Origin of the sequence: Microvirga sp. VF16 (genome assembly GCF_016864375.1) — a bacterium.
Lineage (GTDB): Bacteria > Pseudomonadota > Alphaproteobacteria > Rhizobiales > Beijerinckiaceae > Microvirga.
This window is the reverse complement of record NZ_CP069354.1, coordinates 4531448-4550508: the sequence shown is the minus strand read 5'-3', so window position 1 is coordinate 4550508 and position 19061 is coordinate 4531448. Positions and strand designations below refer to the sequence as shown.

Genomic DNA, 19061 nt, shown 5'->3' with positions numbered 1-19061 from the left:
TCTGTTGAGGATCATAGTCTTTCGAGCATTATCATGGCTGATACCGATATCGTCTGCATTTCCCCCATCGATGGACGCGAGCTCGTCCGCCGTCCCATTATGTCCGAGGCCGCCATCGATGCGGCGATCAAGGCTGCGCGCGAGGCTCAAGTTACATGGCGCAACACGTCCATTGCCGAGCGCGCGCAAAAGGTCTCCACCTTCCTTGATGCGCTGCTGGCCATGAATCAGGAGGTGGTGCCGGAGATCGCCCAGCAGATGGGTCGTCCGGTGCGCTATGGCGGCGAGTTCCGCGGGGTCGAGGAGCGTGCGCGCTACATGATCTCGATTGCGGAGAAGAGCCTACGGCCGATCCCGGCCGACGACGAGAAGCCGGGCTTCCGCCGCATGATCAAGCGCGAGCCGGTTGGCCTCGTGCTCGTCATCGCGCCCTGGAACTATCCGTATCTCACCGCCATCAACACCATCGTGCCGGCGCTCATGGCTGGCAATGCCGTGCTGCTGAAACACGCCTCGCAGACGGTGCTCGCCGGCGAGCGCTTCCAGATAGCCATGGACCGGGCTGGACTGCCGAAAGGCCTGTTTCAAAACCTGCATCTCTCGCACGACCAGACGAGCCGTATCCTGGGCTCTGGTCTCGTCGATCATTGCAACTTCACTGGTTCCGTCTCCGGCGGGCGTTCCATTGAGCGTGCGGCGGCAGGAAGCTTCACCTCGCTCGGACTCGAACTCGGCGGCAAGGATCCGGCCTATGTGCGCGAGGATGTCAATCTCGATCACGCCATCGAGAACCTCGTTGACGGCGCGTTCTTCAATTCGGGCCAGTGCTGCTGCGGCATCGAGCGCGTCTATGTGCATGAGAAGCATTACGACCGCTTCGTGGAGGGCGCGGTCAACCTCGTGAACTCCTACGTGCTCGGTAATCCGCTCGACGATGCGACGACATTGGGACCGATGGCGCATAGGCGCTTCGCCGATCTCGTGCGCCAGCAGAATGCAGAAGCGGTGTCGAAGGGTGCGAAGGCGCATATCGCTGCCAAGAAATTCGCCGCGGATGTGGGCAGCACCGCCTATCTCGCTCCGCAAGTGCTCACCAACGTGGATCATTCCATGAGCGTCATGCGCGACGAGAGCTTCGGACCGACCGTCGGCATCATGAAGGTGAAGGGCGACGAGGAGGCGATCCGCCTCATGAACGATTCGCCCTACGGTCTCTCCGCCGCGATCTGGACCTCCGATGTCGATGCGGCGGAAGCCATCGGCGAGAAGCTCGAGACCGGCACCGTGTTCATGAACCGCTGCGATTATCTCGATCCCGCGCTTGCCTGGACCGGCGTCAAGGATACGGGCCGCGGCGCAAGCTTGTCGCGCTTGGCTTACGAGTCGCTCACCCGTCCGAAATCCTACCACCTCCGTCAGATCTGATTGCGAGTATCATGACTACATCTCCCCGCTCCAACTGGAACTACCCCACCGCCGTCCGCTTCGGCGCGGGCCGCATCTCGGAACTCGCCGAGGCCTGCAAGGCTGTCGGCATTTCGTCGCCGTTGATCGTGACGGATCCTTTCCTCGCCACACAACCAATGACAAAGGCGGCGCTCGAACAACTGAATGGTGCTGGCCTCAGGGCGGCGATCTTTTCGGACATCAAGCCGAACCCGGTCGAGACCAATGTTTACAAGGGGCTTGAGGTCCTGAGGTCCGGCAAGCATGACGGTGTCGTCGCCTTCGGTGGCGGCTCGGCGCTCGATGCCGGCAAGGTTATCGCCTTCATGGCGGGCCAGACGCGGCCGATGTGGGATTTCGAGGATATCGGCGATTGGTGGACCCGCGCCGACCCGAAAGGCATTCTTCCGATTATCGCCGTGCCGACGACCGCGGGCACAGGCTCGGAAGTTGGCCGCGCCGGCGTGATCACGCAGGAAGCCACGCACACCAAGAAGGTGATCTTCCATCCGCTGATGATGCCGAAGATCGTGATCTGCGATCCAGAGCTCACAATCGGCATGCCGCCACATATCACGGCCGGTACCGGTCTTGATGCGCTCGCGCATTGCATCGAGGCCTATTGCGCACCGGGCTATCACCCAATGGCGGACGGCATCGCCGTGGAAGGCATCCGCCTCGTAAAGGAATATCTGCCGCGTGCCTATCAAAACGGCAAGGACATCGAAGCCCGTGCGCAGTTGATGTCGGCCGCCGCCATGGGTGCCACGGCGTTTCAGAAAGGCTTAGGCGCGATCCATGCCCTCTCGCATCCGACCGGAGCGCTTTACGATACGCATCACGGCCTGACGAATGCGGTCTTCATGCCCTACGTGCTGGTCTATAACCGCAAGGCCATCGAGAGCAGAATCGAGCGTCTTGCAGCTTATATCGGTCTCGAGCCGTCGTTCCAGGCCTTCCTCGATTGGGTGCTGCAACTGCGCAAGGATCTCGGCGTGCCGCACACGCTGGAGGGCCTGAAGGTCGACGCGGCCCGTTTCGACGAGATGTCCGAGATGGCGCCCAACGATCCCACCGCCGGCGGCAATCCGGTGCCGATCACCAAGGAGAGCGCCCGCAAGCTCTTCGAGGATGCGCTGGCCGGACGGCTCTAGGACCAATCGACATTCAGGGTTCAAATTCGCGGCGGTGCGTGATTCATAGGTCTCCAGCTTCGATCTGGGGAACCTGCATGGCCAAGCGATATGAACTGACCGGCGAGCAATGGCGGCGCATTGAGGGGCTGTTGCCCGGCAAGTCCGGCGATCCCGGGCGGAGTGGCCGGGATAATCGGGTGTTCGTCAATGGCGTGTTGTGGATCCTGCGCTCTGGCGCGCACTGGCACGACCTTCCCGAGCGCTATGGCAAGTGGAAGACCGCGCATCAGCGTTTCCGGCGCTGGGCCAAAGCCGGGGTCTGGGAACGCGTGTTCGCCGATCTGATCCATGACCCGGACAATGACTACGTGATGCTCGACAGCACCCTGGTCCGCGCCCACCAGCAGGCCGCGACCGGAAAAGGGGGGATCCGAACCAGGCTCTGGGGCGCTCCCGAGGTGGATTGACCACCAAGATCCACATGGTCGTGGAGGGCCAGGGGCGCCCGTTGCGGGTCATCCTGACCCCGGGCCAGCGGGGCGATGTCACCCAGGCGCCGGTCTTGCTCAACGGCTTGTCGGCGAGACGCGTCCTCGCCGACAAGGCCTATGACAGCAACGCGCTCCGCCGCATCGTCGCTGGGATCGGGGCCGAGGCCGTCATCCCCTGCAATCCGACCCGCAAGCAGCCGATCCCCTACGACTTCGAAGCTTACAAGGCCCGCAATCGCATCGAACGTTGCTTCAATAAGCTCAAGCACTTCCGGCGGATCGCCACCCGATACGACCGGCGCGCCGACCACTTCCTTGGCTTCATCCACCTCGCCTGTGCCATCCTCTGGATGCGATGAATGTCGATTCAGCCTAGCACTACAGTTGCACCCGTCGGTTTTGCGCTAATTACCTCCTGATCTGACACAGGAGGCTGCCATGACCGGTGTGGCCGTCGAGCAGATGCTCGAACTCTGGTGCGTGGAGTTGCGTCAGGTCAAAGCTCACCTCAAATCGCTGTTTGCCCATCCCAGCATCGCCGCCTCGGCCGCCGCCTTCCTCGACGGGCTGCTGGGGCCGGAGCGGCGCAAGACCGGCTGGATGCGCGCGGAAGCCGCCGGCGATTCGGGCCCTTGGCGCCAGCAGGCGGTGCTCGGCCGCAGCCACTGGGACGCCGATGCGCTGCGGGATATGGTGCGCGACTATGCGCTCGAGACGCTCGCCTCACCCGGGGCGGTGCTGGTGATCGACGAGACCGGCTTTCTCAAGCAAGGCCAGCGCTCGTGCGGGGTAGGCCGACAATACACCGGATCGGCGGGCAAGATCACCAGTTGCCAGATCGGCGTGTTTGCCACCTACGTGTCGGAGAAGGGCTGCGCCTTCATCGATCGCCAGCTCTATCTGCCCAAGGACTGGACCAACACGCCCGAGCGCCGCACGGCGGCTCAGGTGCCGGATGCCATTCGCTTTGTCACCAAACCCGAGATCGCCGCCGAGATGATCGAGCGCGCGATCGCGGCTGACGTGCCGTTCGACTGGGCGGCGACGGACTCCATCTACGGCGTGGGCTCCATCGAGATGCTGTTGCGCCGGGCCGGCAAGGGCTATGTGCTCGGCGCTCATGCGACCGATCAGTTCAACTCCTGGGGCGACAAACCTGAGGTGGCCGGCATGGCCGAGCAGATCGCAAAGGCTCTTGCTCCCGGGACTTGGCGACGCCTGTCGGCGGGAGACGGCACCAAGGGAGCGCGCCTGTACGAATGGGCTTATCTAGAGTTGGCGGATCTCGAGGCGGATGAGTACAACGAAGACCTCACCGGCCTGTGGACGCGCGGCCTGCTGATCCGACGCAGCATCGCTGATGGGGATCTGGCGTTCTTCTCGACCTGGTGCCCGGCCGGCACGTCGATCGAAGAGTTGGTGCGGGTCGAGGGCCAGCGCTGGGCGATCGAAGATGCGTTCGAGACCGCCAAAACGGAGCTGGGGCTGACGCACAACGAAACCCGCTCGTGGCATGGCTGGCACCGGCATGTCTCGCTGGTGATGCTGGCCTTTGCCATGATGGCGGTGGTGCGCGAGCGCGCCAACACTCTCACGTCACCCCAAAAAAGAAACGACGAAGCCCGGCTCCAGCGCTGGTGCGATGGTCTGTCCAGGAAATCCGCCGTGTGGCCACCCGCCTCCAGCAGCGTCGGATCGAGCCTGCCTTCGTGATCGCCTGGTCCGCGTGGCGACGCGCGCATCAGGCGATGGCGCAAACCTCACATCGCAAACGCAAGGTGCAACTGTAGTGCTTCTGTAATGGGCCGTTGGGTGTCAAGCCCCTGAGTGACTGTCCTGTCGCCGAAGTCTTGCTTCTGTTCGGGGTCGACGCGAGGCCGCCCCACCATGCCATCAGAGAGGATGCGGTCAGCCCATCTAAGGCGCGTGTTCCACCTCGATGAGATGCTCACGGCACTACTTACGGCTTGACCGCCTCCATCGTCCCGGCGACGGGACCTCAGGAGAACGGGACGATCGCCGCCCCGTTCCGAACGCTTGTTTCTCCTATGCGGCAACGCCCTCCCGGTTCCAGCGGAAGGTGGTGCCGTCGATCCAGATGCGATGCAAAATGACCGCAAGCTTCCGGGCCAGCGCCACCTTGGCCCGCCGCATGCCGCGCCGCTTGGCCACCTCCAGCGCCCAGCGCTTGAGCGCAGAGAAGCGCACCGCGCGGGTGAGCAGGATATGGGCTCCTTCATAGAGCGCCGTGCGCACCATCGGATCGCCCACCCGGCTCACGGCTCCCGTGATATCCGTCTCGCCCGACTGATACTTCTTCGGGGTCAGGCCAAAATGCGCGCCCACCGCCCGCGAGCGCGAGAACCGCTCAGGATGATCGACTGCGGACGTGAAGGTGACCGCGATCAGCGCGCCAACGCCTGGCACGCTCATCAGCCGCCGGCAGACCTCGTTCTTCCGGGCGATCGCCAGCATGGCCCGATGCAATCGGGCAAACTCCATTTGCAGCGCGTCCCGGGCGCGCAGCATGGCTTCGGCAATCTTCTCCAGCATTTCATGACCGGCCGTGAGGGTGCGCACCCGGGCGGCAAACTGGCCCTTGCTGATCTCGCCGACCTTCAGGCCGAAGCCGCGCAACAGCCCACGCAGGCTGAGCTCGACATCACGCATCTTGGCCTGCAGCTGCTTGCGGGCCATGAGCAGCGCCCGCACTTCTTGCGCCGGCGGCGACTTGCAGTGGACGGGGCGGAACCAGCCCATGCGCAGCAGTTGGGCGATGCCGCGCGCATCGCGCCGGTCGGTCTTGACGATCATGGCCGAGAGCGCCGCCTTGACATGCCGCGTCTCCAGCAGCACGACTTCGAACCCAGCCTGCACAAGGCCGGCATGCAGCCACTGCGAAAGTGGCCCGGCCTCCAGGCCGACGCGGGTGAGCGGTAGGCTCAGGCTGGCGAGAAAGGCCGCAAGCGCCTCCGGCTCGCTGGCGACCTTCGCCTCGCGGACAATCTGTCCGGAGCCATCGAGGATGCAGACGCTGCTCAGTTCCAAAGACACGTCGATTCCGGCATAGTAGTCCATGGCTGTCCCTCATGATGCTTGGGGCCGATCCGCTCGGACCCCGTTCCAACACACATCACTCTGAGGGACAGCCACCCCGCTCCGCTACTGCGTGAGCGGCAGGCCCATTACGGCATCTAGCATTACAGTTGCAGGTGCCGCTCATGGGCTCATAATCTCCTGATCTGACCCAGGAGGCTGCCATGACGGGTGTGGCCATCGAGCAGATGCTCGAACTCTGGTGTGTGGAGTTGCGTCAGGTCAAAGCTGATCTCAAATCGCTGTTTGCTCATCCCAGCGTGGCCACCTCGGCCGCCGCCTTCCTCGATGGGGTGCTCGGGCCGGAGCGGCGCAAGACCGGCTGGATGCGCGCGGAAGCCGCCGGCGACTCGGGGCCGTGGCGCCAGCAGGCGGTGCTCGGCCGCAGCCACTGGGACGCCGATGCGTTGCGGGACATGGTGCGCGACTATGCGCTCGAGACGCTCGCCTCACCTGGTGCGGTACTGGTGATCGACGAGACCGGCTTTCTCAAGCAAGGGCAGAACTCGTGCGGGGTCGGCCGGCAGTACACCGGATCGGCGGGCAAGATTGCCAGTTGTCAGATCGGCGTGTTTGCCGCTTACGTATCGGACAAGGGCTGCGCCTTCATTGATCGTCAGCTCTATCTGCCGCAGGACTGGACGAACAAGCCCGAGCGGCGCACCGCCGCCCATGTGCCTAACAGCATCCGCTTTGTCACCAAACCTGAGATTGCCGCCCAGATGATCGAGCGCGCGCTGGCCGCCGGCGTGCCGTTCGAGTGGGTGGCCACCGACACCGTCTATGGCGTGGGCAAAGTGGAGATGCTGTTGCGCCGGGCCGGCAAGGGCTATGTGCTGGGCGCGCATGCCACGGATCAGTTCTCGTCCTGGATCGACAAGCCCGAAGTCGCCGGCACGGCCGAGCAAATCGCGCAGGCACTTTCTCCCGAGGCTTGGACGCGCCTGTCAGCCGGCGATGGTACGAAGGGGGCGCGCCTGTATGACTGGGCTTATCTCGAACTCGCCGATCTCGCGGCGGAGGAATACAACGAGCATCTCACCGGCTTGTGGACACGGGGGCTGCTGATCCGGCGCAGCCTCTCTGATGGGGATCTGGCGTTCTTCTCGACCTGGTGTCCGGCTGACACCCCGATGGAAACCTTGGTGCGGGTCGAGGGACAGCGATGGGCGATCGAGGATGCCTTTGAGACCGCCAAAACCGAGCTGGGGCTGACGCACAATGAGACGCGCTCGTGGCACGGCTGGCACCGGCATGTGTCGCTGGTGATGCTGGCCTTCGCCATGATGGCGGTGGTGCGCCAGCGTGCCAACAGTCTGACCTCCCCCCAAAAAAGAAGCGACGAAGCCAAGCTGCAGCGTTGGTACGCTGGTCTGTCCAGGAAATCCGCCGCGTCGCCACACGCCTCCAGCAGCGACGCATCGAGCCCGCCTTCGTGATGGCCTGGTCCGCTTGGCGCCGCGCGCATCAGGCGATGGCACAAACCTCACATCGCAAGCGGAGGGCGCAACTGTAATGCTAGATGCCGTAATGGGCCTGCCGCTCACGCAGTAGCGGAGCGGGGTGGCTGTCCCTCAGAGTGATGTGTGTTGGAACGGGGTCCGAGCGGATCGGCCCCAAGCATCATGAGGGACAGCCATGGACTACTATGCCGGAATCGACGTGTCTTTGGAACTGAGCAGCGTCTGCATCCTCGATGGCTCCGGACAGATTGTCCGCGAGGCGAAGGTCGCCAGCGAGCCGGAGGCGCTTGCGGCCTTTCTCGCCAGCCTGAGCCTACCGCTCACCCGCGTCGGCCTGGAGGCCGGGCCACTTTCGCAGTGGCTGCATGCCGGCCTTGTGCAGGCTGGGTTCGAAGTCGTGCTGCTGGAGACGCGGCATGTCAAGGCGGCGCTCTCGGCCATGATCGTCAAGACCGACCGGCGCGATGCGCGCGGCATCGCCCAACTGCTGCGCATGGGCTGGTTCCGCCCCGTCCACTGCAAGTCGCCGCCGGCGCAAGAAGTGCGGGCGCTGCTCATGGCCCGCAAGCAGCTGCAGGCCAAGATGCGTGATGTCGAGCTCAGCCTGCGTGGGCTGTTGCGCGGCTTCGGCCTGAAGGTCGGCGAGATCAGCAAGGGCCAGTTTGCCGCCCGGGTGCGCACCCTCACGGCCGGTCATGAAATGCTGGAGAAGATTGCCGAAGCCATGCTGCGCGCCCGGGACGCGCTGCAAATGGAGTTTGCCCGATTGCATCGGGCCATGCTGGCGATCGCCCGGAAGAACGAGGTCTGCCGGCGGCTGATGAGCGTGCCAGGCGTTGGCGCGCTGATCGCGGTCACCTTCACGTCCGCAGTCGATCATCCTGAGCGGTTCTCGCGCTCGCGGGCGGTGGGCGCGCATTTTGGCCTGACCCCGAAGAAGTATCAGTCGGGCGAGACGGATATCACGGGAGCCGTGAGCCGGGTGGGCGATCCGATGGTGCGCACGGCGCTCTATGAAGGAGCCCATATCCTGCTCACCCGCGCGGTGCGCTTCTCTGCGCTCAAGCGCTGGGCGCTGGAGGTGGCCAAGCGGCGCGGCATGCGGCGGGCCAAGGTGGCGCTGGCCCGGAAGCTTGCGGTCATTTTGCATCGCATCTGGATCGACGGCACCACCTTCCGCTGGAACCGGGAGGGCGTTGCCGCATAGGAGAAACAAGCGTTCGGAACGGGGCGGCGATCGTCCCGTTCTCCTGAGGTCCCGTCGCCGGGACGATGGAGGCGGTCAAGCCGTAAGTAGTGCCGTGAGCATCTCATCGAGGTGGAACACGCGCCTTAGATGGGCTGACCGCATCCTCTCTGATGGCATGGTGGGGCGGCCTCGCGTCGACCCCGAACAGAAGCAAGACTTCGGCGACAGGACAGTCACTCAGGGGCTTGACACCCAACGGCCCATTACAGAAGCACTACAGTTGCACCTTGCGTTTGCGATGTGAGGTTTGCGCCATCGCCTGATGCGCGCGTCGCCACGCGGACCAGGCGATCACGAAGGCAGGCTCGATCCGACGCTGCTGGAGGCGGGTGGCCACACGGCGGATTTCCTGGACAGACCATCGCACCAGCGCTGGAGCCGGGCTTCGTCGTTTCTTTTTTGGGGTGACGTGAGAGTGTTGGCGCGCTCGCGCACCACCGCCATCATGGCAAAGGCCAGCATCACCAGCGAGACATGCCGGTGCCAGCCATGCCACGAGCGGGTTTCGTTGTGCGTCAGCCCCAGCTCCGTTTTGGCGGTCTCGAACGCATCTTCGATCGCCCAGCGCTGGCCCTCGACCCGCACCAACTCTTCGATCGACGTGCCGGCCGGGCACCAGGTCGAGAAGAACGCCAGATCCCCATCAGCGATGCTGCGTCGGATCAGCAGGCCGCGCGTCCACAGGCCGGTGAGGTCTTCGTTGTACTCATCCGCCTCGAGATCCGCCAACTCTAGATAAGCCCATTCGTACAGGCGCGCTCCCTTGGTGCCGTCTCCCGCCGACAGGCGTCGCCAAGTCCCGGGAGCAAGAGCCTTTGCGATCTGCTCGGCCATGCCGGCCACCTCAGGTTTGTCGCCCCAGGAGTTGAACTGATCGGTCGCATGAGCGCCGAGCACATAGCCCTTGCCGGCCCGGCGCAACAGCATCTCGATGGAGCCCACGCCGTAGATGGAGTCCGTCGCCGCCCAGTCGAACGGCACGTCAGCCGCGATCGCGCGCTCGATCATCTCGGCGGCGATCTCGGGTTTGGTGACAAAGCGAATGGCATCCGGCACCTGAGCCGCCGTGCGGCGCTCGGGCGTGTTGGTCCAGTCCTTGGGCAGATAGAGCTGGCGATCGATGAAGGCGCAGCCCTTCTCCGACACGTAGGTGGCAAACACGCCGATCTGGCAACTGGTGATCTTGCCCGCCGATCCGGTGTATTGTCGGCCTACCCCGCACGAGCGCTGGCCTTGCTTGAGAAAGCCGGTCTCGTCGATCACCAGCACCGCCCCGGGTGAGGCGAGCGTCTCGAGCGCATAGTCGCGCACCATATCCCGCAGCGCATCGGCGTCCCAGTGGCTGCGGCCGAGCACCGCCTGCTGGCGCCAAGGGCCCGAATCGCCGGCGGCTTCCGCGCGCATCCAGCCGGTCTTGCGCCGCTCCGGCCCCAGCAGCCCGTCGAGGAAGGCGGCGGCCGAGGCGGCGATGCTGGGATGGGCAAACAGCGATTTGAGGTGAGCTTTGACCTGACGCAACTCCACGCACCAGAGTTCGAGCATCTGCTCGACGGCCACACCGGTCATGGCAGCCTCCTGTGTCAGATCAGGAGGTAATTAGCGCAAAACCGACGGGTGCAACTGTAGTGCTAGATGTCTGGATGCGAGACCTCCTTGGCGTGAGCGACGACCTGGAGGGCTTGAGGCAAAGCGTGTGGATCGGGTGGCTTCGCGCGCCGATTGGCCAGCTTCGGCTCAGCGACCAAGCGGCTTCGCACGACCTCGTCCGGTGATCGCCCCTTGAGCACGCGCTGGCGTCTTCTGTTGTAGGCTTGGTTGAAGCCCTTGAGCAGCGTCTCCAGATCCCCATGGCTGTAGATCGTGATGCCGAGCACTTCACGCTGCACCCGTCCATTGAAGCGCTCGGCGAGACCATTCGTCTGCGGCGTATACGGCTTGGTCCTGCGATGCTCCACCTTCAACTGGTGGCAGGCGTCCTCGAAGCCATCAGCGGTAAAGCACGAGCCACGGTCGGTGAGCACGTGGGTGACCTTGAAGGGAAACGCGCGGATCGCTTCTTTGAGGAAGGCAATCGCGCTTATGGCCAGCTCGTCGTCTTTGACGGCCAGGTGCACCCAGCGCGAGCAGCGGTCGATGGCGACATAGAGGAAGCGTTTGCGGCTCTCGCCATTGGCGGTTCTCAGCTTGGGCAGGTGTTTGATGTCCATGTGCACGAAGCCGAGATCGTAGTCCTTGAAGGTGCCGCTCCGGCGCTGGCGCTGCTGCGCCGGTGGCAGGCGGCCTAAGCCTTCAGCCTTGAGGATGCGGTAGACCGCATCACGGTTGAGATGCGGCAGGAAATGCGTGACCACGAAGGTCAGATCGTCGAGCGGAAAGCCGGTGGCCTGGCGCAGGGCGCAGACGATGGCGCGTTCCTCCTCGGTGGCCCTCCAGGGCAGCTTGTGCGGCCGGCTGCTGTGGTCCTGACAGTCTTTGGGGCCGCGCTTGCGCCATTTGCGGACCGTCTCGGTGCTCACACTGAAGCGCTGGGCCAGCACGCCCGTCGGCTCGGATGAGCGGGCAATCTCCTGGCGGACGGCTGGAGTGGTGCGGGCTTGCGGATGAAGGGAGTGCATCATGTCCTCCTGCGATGAGGAGCTCGGCGCCGCAGGCCGTCAAAGCGCCAAGCATACTCCTCAATCGCGCAACGCACTTGGTCCCAACAACGTTCCGCCACCAGACAGCTAGAGCATCGGACCCAAAAGTGGACCCACTTTTGGGATTCAATCCGATGCTCCACTCTTTGAAGAGCGCATCGTTCGACGCGGAAAACCGGGTCCACTTTTCCGCACGATGCGCTAAAAGAACACCGCTCGATCAATGACAAAGGCACCGCTGCGGATATCAGCGGTGCCTTTTGCGTTGAGAGTTTAGGCGGCAGCCTTCAAAGGCGTCTTGCGCTCGGCCCGCAGCGACTTGAGAGCCTCCGTCCAGCGGAAGAGTTCGTCGAGCATCGTGGCCGCCGAGGTCTTGTAGATGTCGGGAGCGTTGAGATTGCCGTTCTCGTCCAGGTTCTGGAACACCATCGGCATGGGAACACCTTCCGGGATCGGCATCATCTTCAAGGTCGTGACGATCTGCTTCGCCACCTGAACGGAGCGCAGGCCGCCCGAGATGCCGCCATAGCTCACGAAGCCGGCCGGAGTGTAGTTCCATTCCCGCGAGAGGAAGTTGAGCGCGTTCACGAGCGCCGGGGGCGGGGCGTAGTTATATTCAGGCGTCACGAACACGAAGGCGTCGGCGGCAGCCACGCTCTCGGCCCAGGCCCTGGTGTGGGCATGGCGATAGTTCTGCTTCATCGGGTGCTCGGGCTCGTCGAAGACCGGCAGGTTGAACTCCGCCAGGTCGACCAGGACCGGCTCGAACTTGCCATGCTCGGCCGTATATTTGCTGAACCATTCAGCGATGCTGGGGCCAATCCGGCCGGGACGGGTGCTGCCGATGATGATGTGAAGCTTGGGCTTCATGGGACGTCCTTGATTTGCAATCGGTGAGTGGAACCCGTAAGTTCCGTTTTGTAACCGACGCTCATTAAGTAACTTATCGGCTGCTTCGCAAGGAGGCACTTTCATGTCACCCAGTCACATCCATGTGCCTGACCATTGCCGGACGGTGACCGAAATCCTGTCGCGCGTCGGCGACAAGTGGAGCATTCAGGTCGTGGTCCAGATGGGCGAAGGACCTAAGAGATTCAATGAGTTACGCCGCTCGGTAACGGGGATCTCGCAGCGCATGCTGACTCTGACGCTGCGCGGATTGGAGCGCGACGGGCTCGTGACCCGTACCGTCTATCCGACCATTCCGCCGCGGGTCGATTACCAGCTCACAGGGCTGGGTTGCTCCCTGCTCAGGACTGTACGCGGCCTCGGCGAATGGGCGATCGCCAACCGCGACGAGATTCTGGCAGCCCGGCAACGCTTCGACCAGGGCGGTGATGCTGACGGCGACGTTTCGCAGAAATTCGACGCTGCCTGATTTAGCGACCGGTCCGGTGCTCCAGGATCTCCCAGAGCGCGGGGTCCCGGAAGGTCATGACGGCGCCATCGGCGCCGACATCCCGCATCTCGTCCGCCGTGAGTCCCGTCAGGACGCCGAAGGAGAATAGGCCGGCAGCCTTGGCGGCCCTCATGCCGGAGGGTGAATCCTCAAAGGCGATGGCCTCTTCCGCCTTGATTCCCAGTCGCTCCAGCGCAGTCAGATAGGGCAGGGGATCGGGCTTGCCGCGCTCGACCTCTTCGATGGTAATCTCGACCTTGAACCGCCCTGCCAGCCCGAGCACTTCCAGCATGTGGTCCGCGTTGAGGCGCGGCGCGTTGGTGACGAGCGCGATCTTGATGCCGCTGCCCTCGGCCCAATCGAGGAGATCCAGCAGCCCCTCCAGCGGCTTCAGCTGTGTAGCCATGCGGCGGAAGGTGGCCTCCTTCTCGTCGGCATAGGCTTCGTGCCGGTCGACTGGCAGATGCGGCAGGAGCGAGGCGAAGATGGCCTCGTTGGTTCGCCCGATGATCTTCGAGCGGTAGATCTCCTCGTCGATCGCCACGCCCTCATCCTTGAGGACCTCGGCAAAAGCCTCAAGGTGGACAGGATCGCTGTGCACCAATGTTCCATCCATATCGAAGATCAGAGCTTTGAGCATCGGGACGTCTCTCAACAATGTCGGGCCTCGGGGCGAGGGATAGCTCGCTTCGCCTCGGAAGGCACCCCGTTGGAATTGCAACCCTGCTCTATAGATAATCGGAGACCTGATAAACCGTATAAAGCGTGATCCCACCGATGGTTCGTATCCTTTCCCGCTCAATCGATGAGATCTTCCGATGCGGGTGACCGATAAGCTGAGGCTTCTTTACGAGGGGGACACGCAGGAGGCGCACCAGTTTCGCTATGCGCTCCTGGTCTTCGACGTGACGACGATCCTTTTCATCGTCGTCACCTCCTTCCTGCCGCGATCCCCGGCCTTCGAGTGGATGGACATGATCATCGGCCTGACCGTTCTGGCTGATTTCTTGGCCCGCCTCGCCATCAGCCGGACGCCATTGAAGGATCTGCTGCGTCCGACGACCTGGGCAGACATCGTTGCGATCGTATCCTTTCTGGCCTTGTGGATCGGGGAAGGACTTGGATTCCTGCGCATCCTGCGGACCTTGCGCCTCCTGCGGACCTATCAGCTGACCGCGCGGCTCAGGGTCGATTTTCCGTTCTTCAGGCGCTACGAGGACCTGATCATCGCATCGGTGAATCTCGCCGTCTTCATCTTCATCATGACGGGCTTTGTCTACGAGACGCAGCGTTGGACGAACACGAAGATCGGCAATTATATCGACGCGCTGTACTTCACCATCGCGGCTCTCACCACCACGGGATTCGGCGACATTACGCTGACGAGGACGCTGGGACATCTGATTTCCGTCATCATCATGATCTTCGGCGTCACGCTCTTCCTGCGGCTCGTGCAGGTGCTTCTCCGTCCCGACAAGGTGCGCTTTCCCTGTCCCGTCTGCGGCCTGCAGCGGCATGACAGAGACGCGGTTCATTGCAAGGCCTGCGGCACGACCCTCAATATTCCGGACGAGGGAGCGATCTGATGGCCTTATGCGTTCGGGACGATGGCGACGCCGCGCTGCATCACGAATGAGATCGATACGGGCGTGCCCGGAGCAATCGGTTCCTTGCGGCCGTACTGAACCACGAACAGGTTCCCGATGGCGCTTTCCACCTCGTATTCCACCTGCGTACCGAGATAGGACGCCTTCCGCACTGTGCCGACGAGCGCGCCGGAGGCGGCCGCCGACTCGTCAATCAAAATGGCATCCGGCCGAACGGCGAGTTTGACAGCACCCTGGCTCGCATTCCTGTGTGGAAGCTGGAGGCCTACATTGCCGACATTCACCTGCGCCGTCGATCCGGCGATACTCACGAGATCGCCGGAGACGATGTTGGCGTCGCCGATGAAGTCGGCGACGAACAGGTTCGCCGGCTCCTCGTAAAGCTCGCGCGGCGCGCCGGTCTGGGCGATGCGAGCATTGGACATGACGATGATGTGGTCGGAGACGGCGAGCGCTTCCTCCTGGTCGTGCGTGACATAGGCGACAGTGAGGTTGAGGCTCTGCTGCAGCTCGCGGATATCCTCGCGCACCCGGCGGCGCAGCTTGGCGTCGAGGTTGGAGAGCGGCTCGTCGAAGAGTAGGACCTGCGGCTCCAGCACGAGCGCACGGGCCACCGCCACGCGCTGCTGCTGGCCGCCGGAGAGTTCGGACGGAGCGCGCTTCTCCAGGCCCTGGAGGCCGATGAGAGAGAGCTTCTCCATGGCCATCTCGTACGCGTCCTTCTTCGACACGCCCTGCACGGATGGACCATAGGCCACGTTCTCCAGCACCGACATATGCGGGAAGAGCGCATAGGACTGGAACACCATGCTCACGTCGCGATCCGCTGCGGAGAGGTTCGTCACGTCGCGCCCGCCGATCAGGATCTGGCCTTCACTCGCCATCTCAAGCCCTGCGATCATGCGCAAAGTCGTGGTCTTGCCGCAGCCCGAGGGCCCGAGCAGGGTCACGAGCTGACCCGGCTCGATGGTGAAGGACACATCGTCCACCGCAGTGACGTTGCCATAGCGCTTCGTCACATTGCGGAATTCCACCGATGCCGCCTCCTTCTTGGAGGCTATCAGGCGGGACAGGGGGTTGATGGAGGACATCTTGTTCATGGGACGGCCTGGACGGCAACGGGAGAGGGAGAGGTGCTCGCGCTGCGGCGCCCGAGGCGCCGTTCGCCGACGGCCAGCTGGATCGCCACGATGGCGAGCAGCATGACGAGAATGAGCACGGTGGAATAGGCAATTGCGAGGCCGAATTCGCCCGCCTCGACGCGGCCGACGATGTAGGTTGTCGCCATATTGTATTCGGCTGTGACGAGGAAGATCACGGCGCTTACGGCCGTCATGGCGCGCACGAAGGAATAGACGAGCGAGGCGACGATGGCCGGCCGCAGCAGCGGCAGCACCACGCGGCGCATAGTGGTCGAGGAGCGGGCGCCCAGCGTCAAGGAGGCTTCATCGAGGCTCTTGTCGATCTGGCTCAAGGTGGCGATGCCGGAGCGCACGCCCACTGGCATGTTGCGGAAGACGAAGCACATCACGAGGATGAAGCCGGTTCCGGTAATCTCGATCGGCGGCACGTTGAAGGCGAGGATGTAGGACACGCCGACGACGGTGCCGGGAATGGCGAAACTCAGGAGCGTGCCGAACTCGAAGGCGCGCTGGCCAGAGAAGCGCTGGCGGGTGAGCAGATACGCGGTCAGGAGACCGATGGCGGCCGTCAGCGGCGCCGAGAGCGCGGCTACTTTCACCGTCGCGAAGAACGAATCCCAGGCCGAGCCGGAGAAATAGAAGCCCGAGCCGGACCGCTCGATGCGGAAGGCCGTGAGGAAGTGCTCGAAGGTCGGCGTGTAATCGCGGCCCATGGAACGGACGAAGGCTCCGACCACGATGATCGCGTAGATGGCGACGGTGAAGAGCGCCCAGGGCAGCGCCGTGAGATAGGAGGCCAGTGCCACCCGTCGCGGCAGCGGCAGCGGAATGCCGGCGTCGCCCTTGCCGGTCACTGTGGTGTAGACCCTCTTGCCGAGCCAGGCATGCTGCAGCCAGAAGGCTCCGAGCGTGAAGGCCAGCAGGATGATGGAGAGCACGGCTGCGCGGCCCTGATCCTGCTGCGCGCCCACGACGGCGAAGAAGATTTTTGTGGAAAGAACCTCGTAGTTTCCGCCCAGCACCAGCGGATTGCCGAAATCGGCGAGGCTCTCGACGAAGCCGAGGAGGAAGGCGTTGGCGAGACCTGGACGCATGAGCGGCAGCGTCACCGTCCAGAAGGTCGTCCAGCTCTTGGCGCGCAGGGTCTGTGAAGCCTCCTCGAGCGTCGGGCTGATGCCCTGCACGACGCCGATCAGGACGAGGAAGGCAATCGGCGTGAAGGCGAGAAGCTGTGCGATGAATACGCCGGGAAGGCCGTAAATCCAGCGCGAGCGCGGCACGCCGAACCATTCCCACAGCACCGCGGAGAGCGCGCCCGAGCGGCCGAAGAGCAGAATGAGGGCGAGGCCGATCACGAAGGGCGGTGTGATGATAGGCAGAACGCTCATCACGCGCAGGAGCTTCTTGTAGCGGAAGCTCGTGCGCGTCGCGATCAATGCGAAGGCCAAGCCCAGAGCCGTGGTGCCGACGCCCACGAGCAGCCCGAGGAAGAGCGTGTTCCACGCAACGCCGCAGCGCAGATCGCTCGACAGGCAATCCAGCCCCCAGATCGAACGGTCCAGGAACTTCATGAAAAATTCGTACGGGGCGAAGTTGCCGCTGTTGTCGGCAAAGGCACTCGCCAGGATCGTGGTGACCGGGAAGAAGACGAAGACAGTGATGAGGGCGATGACGACGCCAATGGACGAGGTGACGAAGGCATCGCCGCGACACCAGCCATGGGCCGCAAGGCCGTGGCACAGGATGATGAGGAAGGCGGTTGCGGTCAGGGCTGCGCCATAGCCCATGCCGGCCTGACTGGGACCGGGCTCGCCGAAAAGACCTTTCAGGATGTCGAGGGTCCAACCGTTCAGGCCAATGGAGAAGCCTTGGAGAACGACGAGAGCGAGGCCGAGAAGACCCGATGCGATGAGCCAGTTGCCGTTGGCTTGCGCCGCAGGGCGAAACACCGGAGCCAACGCCATGCCCAGGGGGGCCAGGATCGGCAGGAGCCACCACGCGCCTTTGAACCCGTGGACCAGAGCCGATCCGCTGACGAAATAATCGGCGAGGGTGGGAACGGCAGTCCGGTCGAAGCCGTACCAGGGCAGGAGGGCAAAGCCGACCCAGCTCAGAACGATCCAGCCAAGGGTTGCCCGTGACATCTTCTGTTCTCGCCTCAAGACCGATGCGAAGCTCGGTCTTCACTGTGATCAGGGTATGGGGATGCCTTGGCGAAGTGAAACATCTCTTCGCCAAGGCATGCTTTATGTCCGACTATTTCGGCAGGTTCTTCACCTCGTTGTCCCACTTGGACAGGAGGCGCTTGCGCTCGGCCGAGGAACCGTATTTCGCGAAGTCGAAATTGATCAGCTTGATGTCGGTGAGCTTCGGCGCCTGGGGGGGAACCGGCGTGTTCTTATTGGACGGTACCTGATACGACTTGGCTTCCGCGCCGAGCTTCTGCGCATCGGCGGTGAGCGCCCAATCGTAGAATTTCTTGGCGTTGTCGAGGTTCTTGGCTCCCTTGATGATCGACATGGAGCCGATCTCGTAGCCCGTGCCTTCGCAGGGAGCGACCACCTTCACCGGCGCCTTGTCGACGACCATCGTCACGATGTCGTGCATGAAGGCAATGCCGGCGGTGGTCTCGCCGAGGGCCATGGCCTTGGCGGGGGCAGCACCCGACTTCGTGTATTGATTGACGTTCTTGTGCAGGGCCTTGAGGTACTCGAAGCCTTTGTCCTCGCCCATGATCTGCACGATGGTGGCGAGAAGCGTATAGGCGGTGCCGGAGGAGTTTGGATCTGCGACCTGCACTTCATCCTTCAGCTCGGGCTTCAGCAGATCCGCCCAGCATTTCGGCTCGCCGATCTTGTTCGATTGCGCGAGTTCGGTGTTGTAGCCAAAGCCGAGTGCGCCGGAATAGATGCCGACGGTGCGGTTCTTGGATTGCTCCCACTGGCGCACGGCCCAATCCTGCAAGTCACCCATCTTCGGCGACTTGTACTCTTCGGTCAGCCCTTCCTCTGCCGCCTGCATGTGCGGGTCGCCTGTACCACCCCACCAGACGTCGGCGCGGGGATTGGCAGCCTCGGCCTTGACCTGGGCATAGATCTCACCCGAGCTCTTGCGGGTCATGGAAACCTTGATGCCCGTCTCGCGCTCAAAGGCGGTCGTCATGGCACGGCACCATTCCTCCTGGACACCGCAATACATGACCAGTGCGCCCTGCGCCTGGGCCGTGCCTGCGGACATGAAGGACAGGGCCGTCATGGTGCCCGCCAGCATGGTTGCTGCAACGAAATTCTTCTTCACGCTCATTTTATCCTCCCATGGTATTGTTTTTGTTATTGATTGGTCGGCTAAGCTCTCTCCATTGGGGCAGCGGGTCAAGAGCCTAGCCGGCCATTCAAA

Annotated in this window: 14 protein-coding genes and 2 pseudogenes; 8 read left to right on the top strand and 8 right to left on the bottom strand. The window is 63.4% G+C overall.

Annotated elements, in window-relative coordinates; translation table 11 throughout:
- Positions 1–33: 33 nt before the first annotated feature.
- From JO965_RS21365 to JO965_RS21350, 4 genes and pseudogenes are all read left to right on the top strand, one after another.
- Positions 34–1425 (top strand): aldehyde dehydrogenase family protein, encoded by a 1392-nt coding sequence (locus tag JO965_RS21365; protein ID WP_203440997.1) that lies wholly within the window; start codon positions 34–36, stop codon positions 1423–1425.
- A gap of 11 nt (positions 1426–1436) precedes the next feature.
- Positions 1437–2600 carry an iron-containing alcohol dehydrogenase gene (locus tag JO965_RS21360; protein ID WP_203440996.1) on the top strand — a complete coding sequence of 388 codons (1164 nt, stop codon included), beginning with the start codon at positions 1437–1439 and terminating at the stop codon, positions 2598–2600.
- A 77-nt stretch (positions 2601–2677) separates the two neighbouring features.
- Positions 2678–3432 (top strand): IS5 family transposase gene (locus tag JO965_RS21355; RefSeq protein ID WP_203440463.1). Its coding sequence is split into 2 segments (ribosomal slippage): positions 2678–3017 and positions 3017–3432, totalling 756 coding nucleotides; the frame shifts between segments, so codons are not numbered across the junction.
- A gap of 79 nt (positions 3433–3511) precedes the next feature.
- Positions 3512–4678: pseudogene (locus JO965_RS21350) on the top strand (IS701 family transposase); the annotation flags it as partial.
- A 441-nt stretch (positions 4679–5119) separates the two neighbouring features.
- Here JO965_RS21350 and JO965_RS21345 read toward each other — a convergent pair.
- The gene (locus JO965_RS21345; protein WP_203439776.1) at positions 5120–6151 is read right to left on the bottom strand and encodes an IS110 family transposase; all 1032 of its coding nucleotides are present in this window, start codon (positions 6149–6151) and stop codon (positions 5120–5122) included.
- 182 nt (positions 6152–6333) lie between these two features.
- Here JO965_RS21345 and JO965_RS21340 point away from each other — a divergent pair, with 182 nt between their 5' ends.
- Entirely contained in the window at positions 6334–7608 is a 1275-nt protein-coding gene (locus tag JO965_RS21340; RefSeq protein WP_246776643.1) for an IS701 family transposase, read from the top strand.
- A 199-nt stretch (positions 7609–7807) separates the two neighbouring features.
- The gene (locus tag JO965_RS21335) at positions 7808–8839 is read left to right on the top strand and encodes an IS110 family transposase (RefSeq protein WP_203439776.1); all 1032 of its coding nucleotides are present in this window, start codon (positions 7808–7810) and stop codon (positions 8837–8839) included.
- Positions 8840–9280: 441 nt separating this feature from the next.
- Here the strand turns inward: JO965_RS21335 and JO965_RS21330 are convergent.
- From JO965_RS21330 to JO965_RS21320, 3 genes and pseudogenes are all read right to left on the bottom strand, one after another.
- A pseudogene (locus JO965_RS21330) lies at positions 9281–10447 on the bottom strand (IS701 family transposase); the annotation flags it as partial.
- A 62-nt stretch (positions 10448–10509) separates the two neighbouring features.
- The gene (locus JO965_RS21325) at positions 10510–11496 is read right to left on the bottom strand and encodes an IS481 family transposase (protein WP_203444297.1); all 987 of its coding nucleotides are present in this window, start codon (positions 11494–11496) and stop codon (positions 10510–10512) included.
- Positions 11497–11790: 294 nt separating this feature from the next.
- A complete protein-coding gene (locus tag JO965_RS21320; protein WP_203440995.1) occupies positions 11791–12387 on the bottom strand; it encodes an NADPH-dependent FMN reductase in 597 nt (198 codons plus the stop codon).
- Between the two features lie 103 nt (positions 12388–12490).
- On the opposite strand from JO965_RS21320, the gene JO965_RS21315 reads away from it, so the two are divergent.
- A complete protein-coding gene (locus JO965_RS21315) occupies positions 12491–12895 on the top strand; it encodes a helix-turn-helix domain-containing protein (protein ID WP_203440994.1) in 405 nt (134 codons plus the stop codon).
- Position 12896: 1 nt separating this feature from the next.
- Here JO965_RS21315 and JO965_RS21310 read toward each other — a convergent pair whose 3' ends face one another.
- Entirely contained in the window at positions 12897–13556 is a 660-nt protein-coding gene (locus tag JO965_RS21310) for an HAD family phosphatase (protein ID WP_203440993.1), read from the bottom strand.
- A gap of 178 nt (positions 13557–13734) precedes the next feature.
- Here JO965_RS21310 and JO965_RS21305 point away from each other — a divergent pair, with 178 nt between their 5' ends.
- Complete coding sequence (locus JO965_RS21305) at positions 13735–14502, top strand: ion transporter (RefSeq protein WP_203440992.1); 768 nt, start codon at positions 13735–13737, stop codon at positions 14500–14502.
- A 5-nt stretch (positions 14503–14507) separates the two neighbouring features.
- On the opposite strand, the gene JO965_RS21300 is transcribed toward JO965_RS21305, so the two are convergent.
- The 3 genes from JO965_RS21300 to JO965_RS21290 form a co-directional block, all read right to left on the bottom strand.
- The gene (locus JO965_RS21300; RefSeq protein ID WP_203444296.1) at positions 14508–15614 is read right to left on the bottom strand and encodes an ABC transporter ATP-binding protein; all 1107 of its coding nucleotides are present in this window, start codon (positions 15612–15614) and stop codon (positions 14508–14510) included.
- Positions 15615–15619: 5 nt separating this feature from the next.
- Positions 15620–17809: an iron ABC transporter permease gene (locus JO965_RS21295; protein ID WP_203440991.1), complete on the bottom strand. Its 2190-nt coding sequence runs from the start codon at positions 17807–17809 to the stop codon at positions 15620–15622.
- Positions 17810–17921: 112 nt separating this feature from the next.
- The gene (locus JO965_RS21290) at positions 17922–18968 is read right to left on the bottom strand and encodes an ABC transporter substrate-binding protein (protein WP_203440990.1); all 1047 of its coding nucleotides are present in this window, start codon (positions 18966–18968) and stop codon (positions 17922–17924) included.
- Between the last annotated feature and the right edge of the window lie 93 nt (positions 18969–19061).

What these genes read in the sequence shown, in the direction of transcription:
- JO965_RS21365 (WP_203440997.1), top strand. Translation starts at nt 34, where the DNA reads ATGGCTGATACCGATATCGTCTGCATTTCCCCCATCGATGGACGCGAG.
- JO965_RS21360 (WP_203440996.1), top strand. Translation starts at nt 1,437, where the DNA reads ATGACTACATCTCCCCGCTCCAACTGGAACTACCCCACCGCCGTCCGC.
- JO965_RS21345 (WP_203439776.1), bottom strand. Translation starts at nt 6,151, where the DNA reads ATGGACTACTATGCCGGAATCGACGTGTCTTTGGAACTGAGCAGCGTC.
- JO965_RS21340 (WP_246776643.1), top strand. Translation starts at nt 6,334, where the DNA reads ATGACGGGTGTGGCCATCGAGCAGATGCTCGAACTCTGGTGTGTGGAG.
- JO965_RS21335 (WP_203439776.1), top strand. Translation starts at nt 7,808, where the DNA reads ATGGACTACTATGCCGGAATCGACGTGTCTTTGGAACTGAGCAGCGTC.
- JO965_RS21325 (WP_203444297.1), bottom strand. Translation starts at nt 11,496, where the DNA reads ATGCACTCCCTTCATCCGCAAGCCCGCACCACTCCAGCCGTCCGCCAG.
- JO965_RS21320 (WP_203440995.1), bottom strand. Translation starts at nt 12,387, where the DNA reads ATGAAGCCCAAGCTTCACATCATCATCGGCAGCACCCGTCCCGGCCGG.
- JO965_RS21315 (WP_203440994.1), top strand. Translation starts at nt 12,491, where the DNA reads ATGTCACCCAGTCACATCCATGTGCCTGACCATTGCCGGACGGTGACC.
- JO965_RS21310 (WP_203440993.1), bottom strand. Translation starts at nt 13,556, where the DNA reads ATGCTCAAAGCTCTGATCTTCGATATGGATGGAACATTGGTGCACAGC.
- JO965_RS21305 (WP_203440992.1), top strand. Translation starts at nt 13,735, where the DNA reads ATGCGGGTGACCGATAAGCTGAGGCTTCTTTACGAGGGGGACACGCAG.
- JO965_RS21300 (WP_203444296.1), bottom strand. Translation starts at nt 15,614, where the DNA reads ATGTCCTCCATCAACCCCCTGTCCCGCCTGATAGCCTCCAAGAAGGAG.
- JO965_RS21295 (WP_203440991.1), bottom strand. Translation starts at nt 17,809, where the DNA reads ATGTCACGGGCAACCCTTGGCTGGATCGTTCTGAGCTGGGTCGGCTTT.
- JO965_RS21290 (WP_203440990.1), bottom strand. Translation starts at nt 18,968, where the DNA reads ATGAGCGTGAAGAAGAATTTCGTTGCAGCAACCATGCTGGCGGGCACC.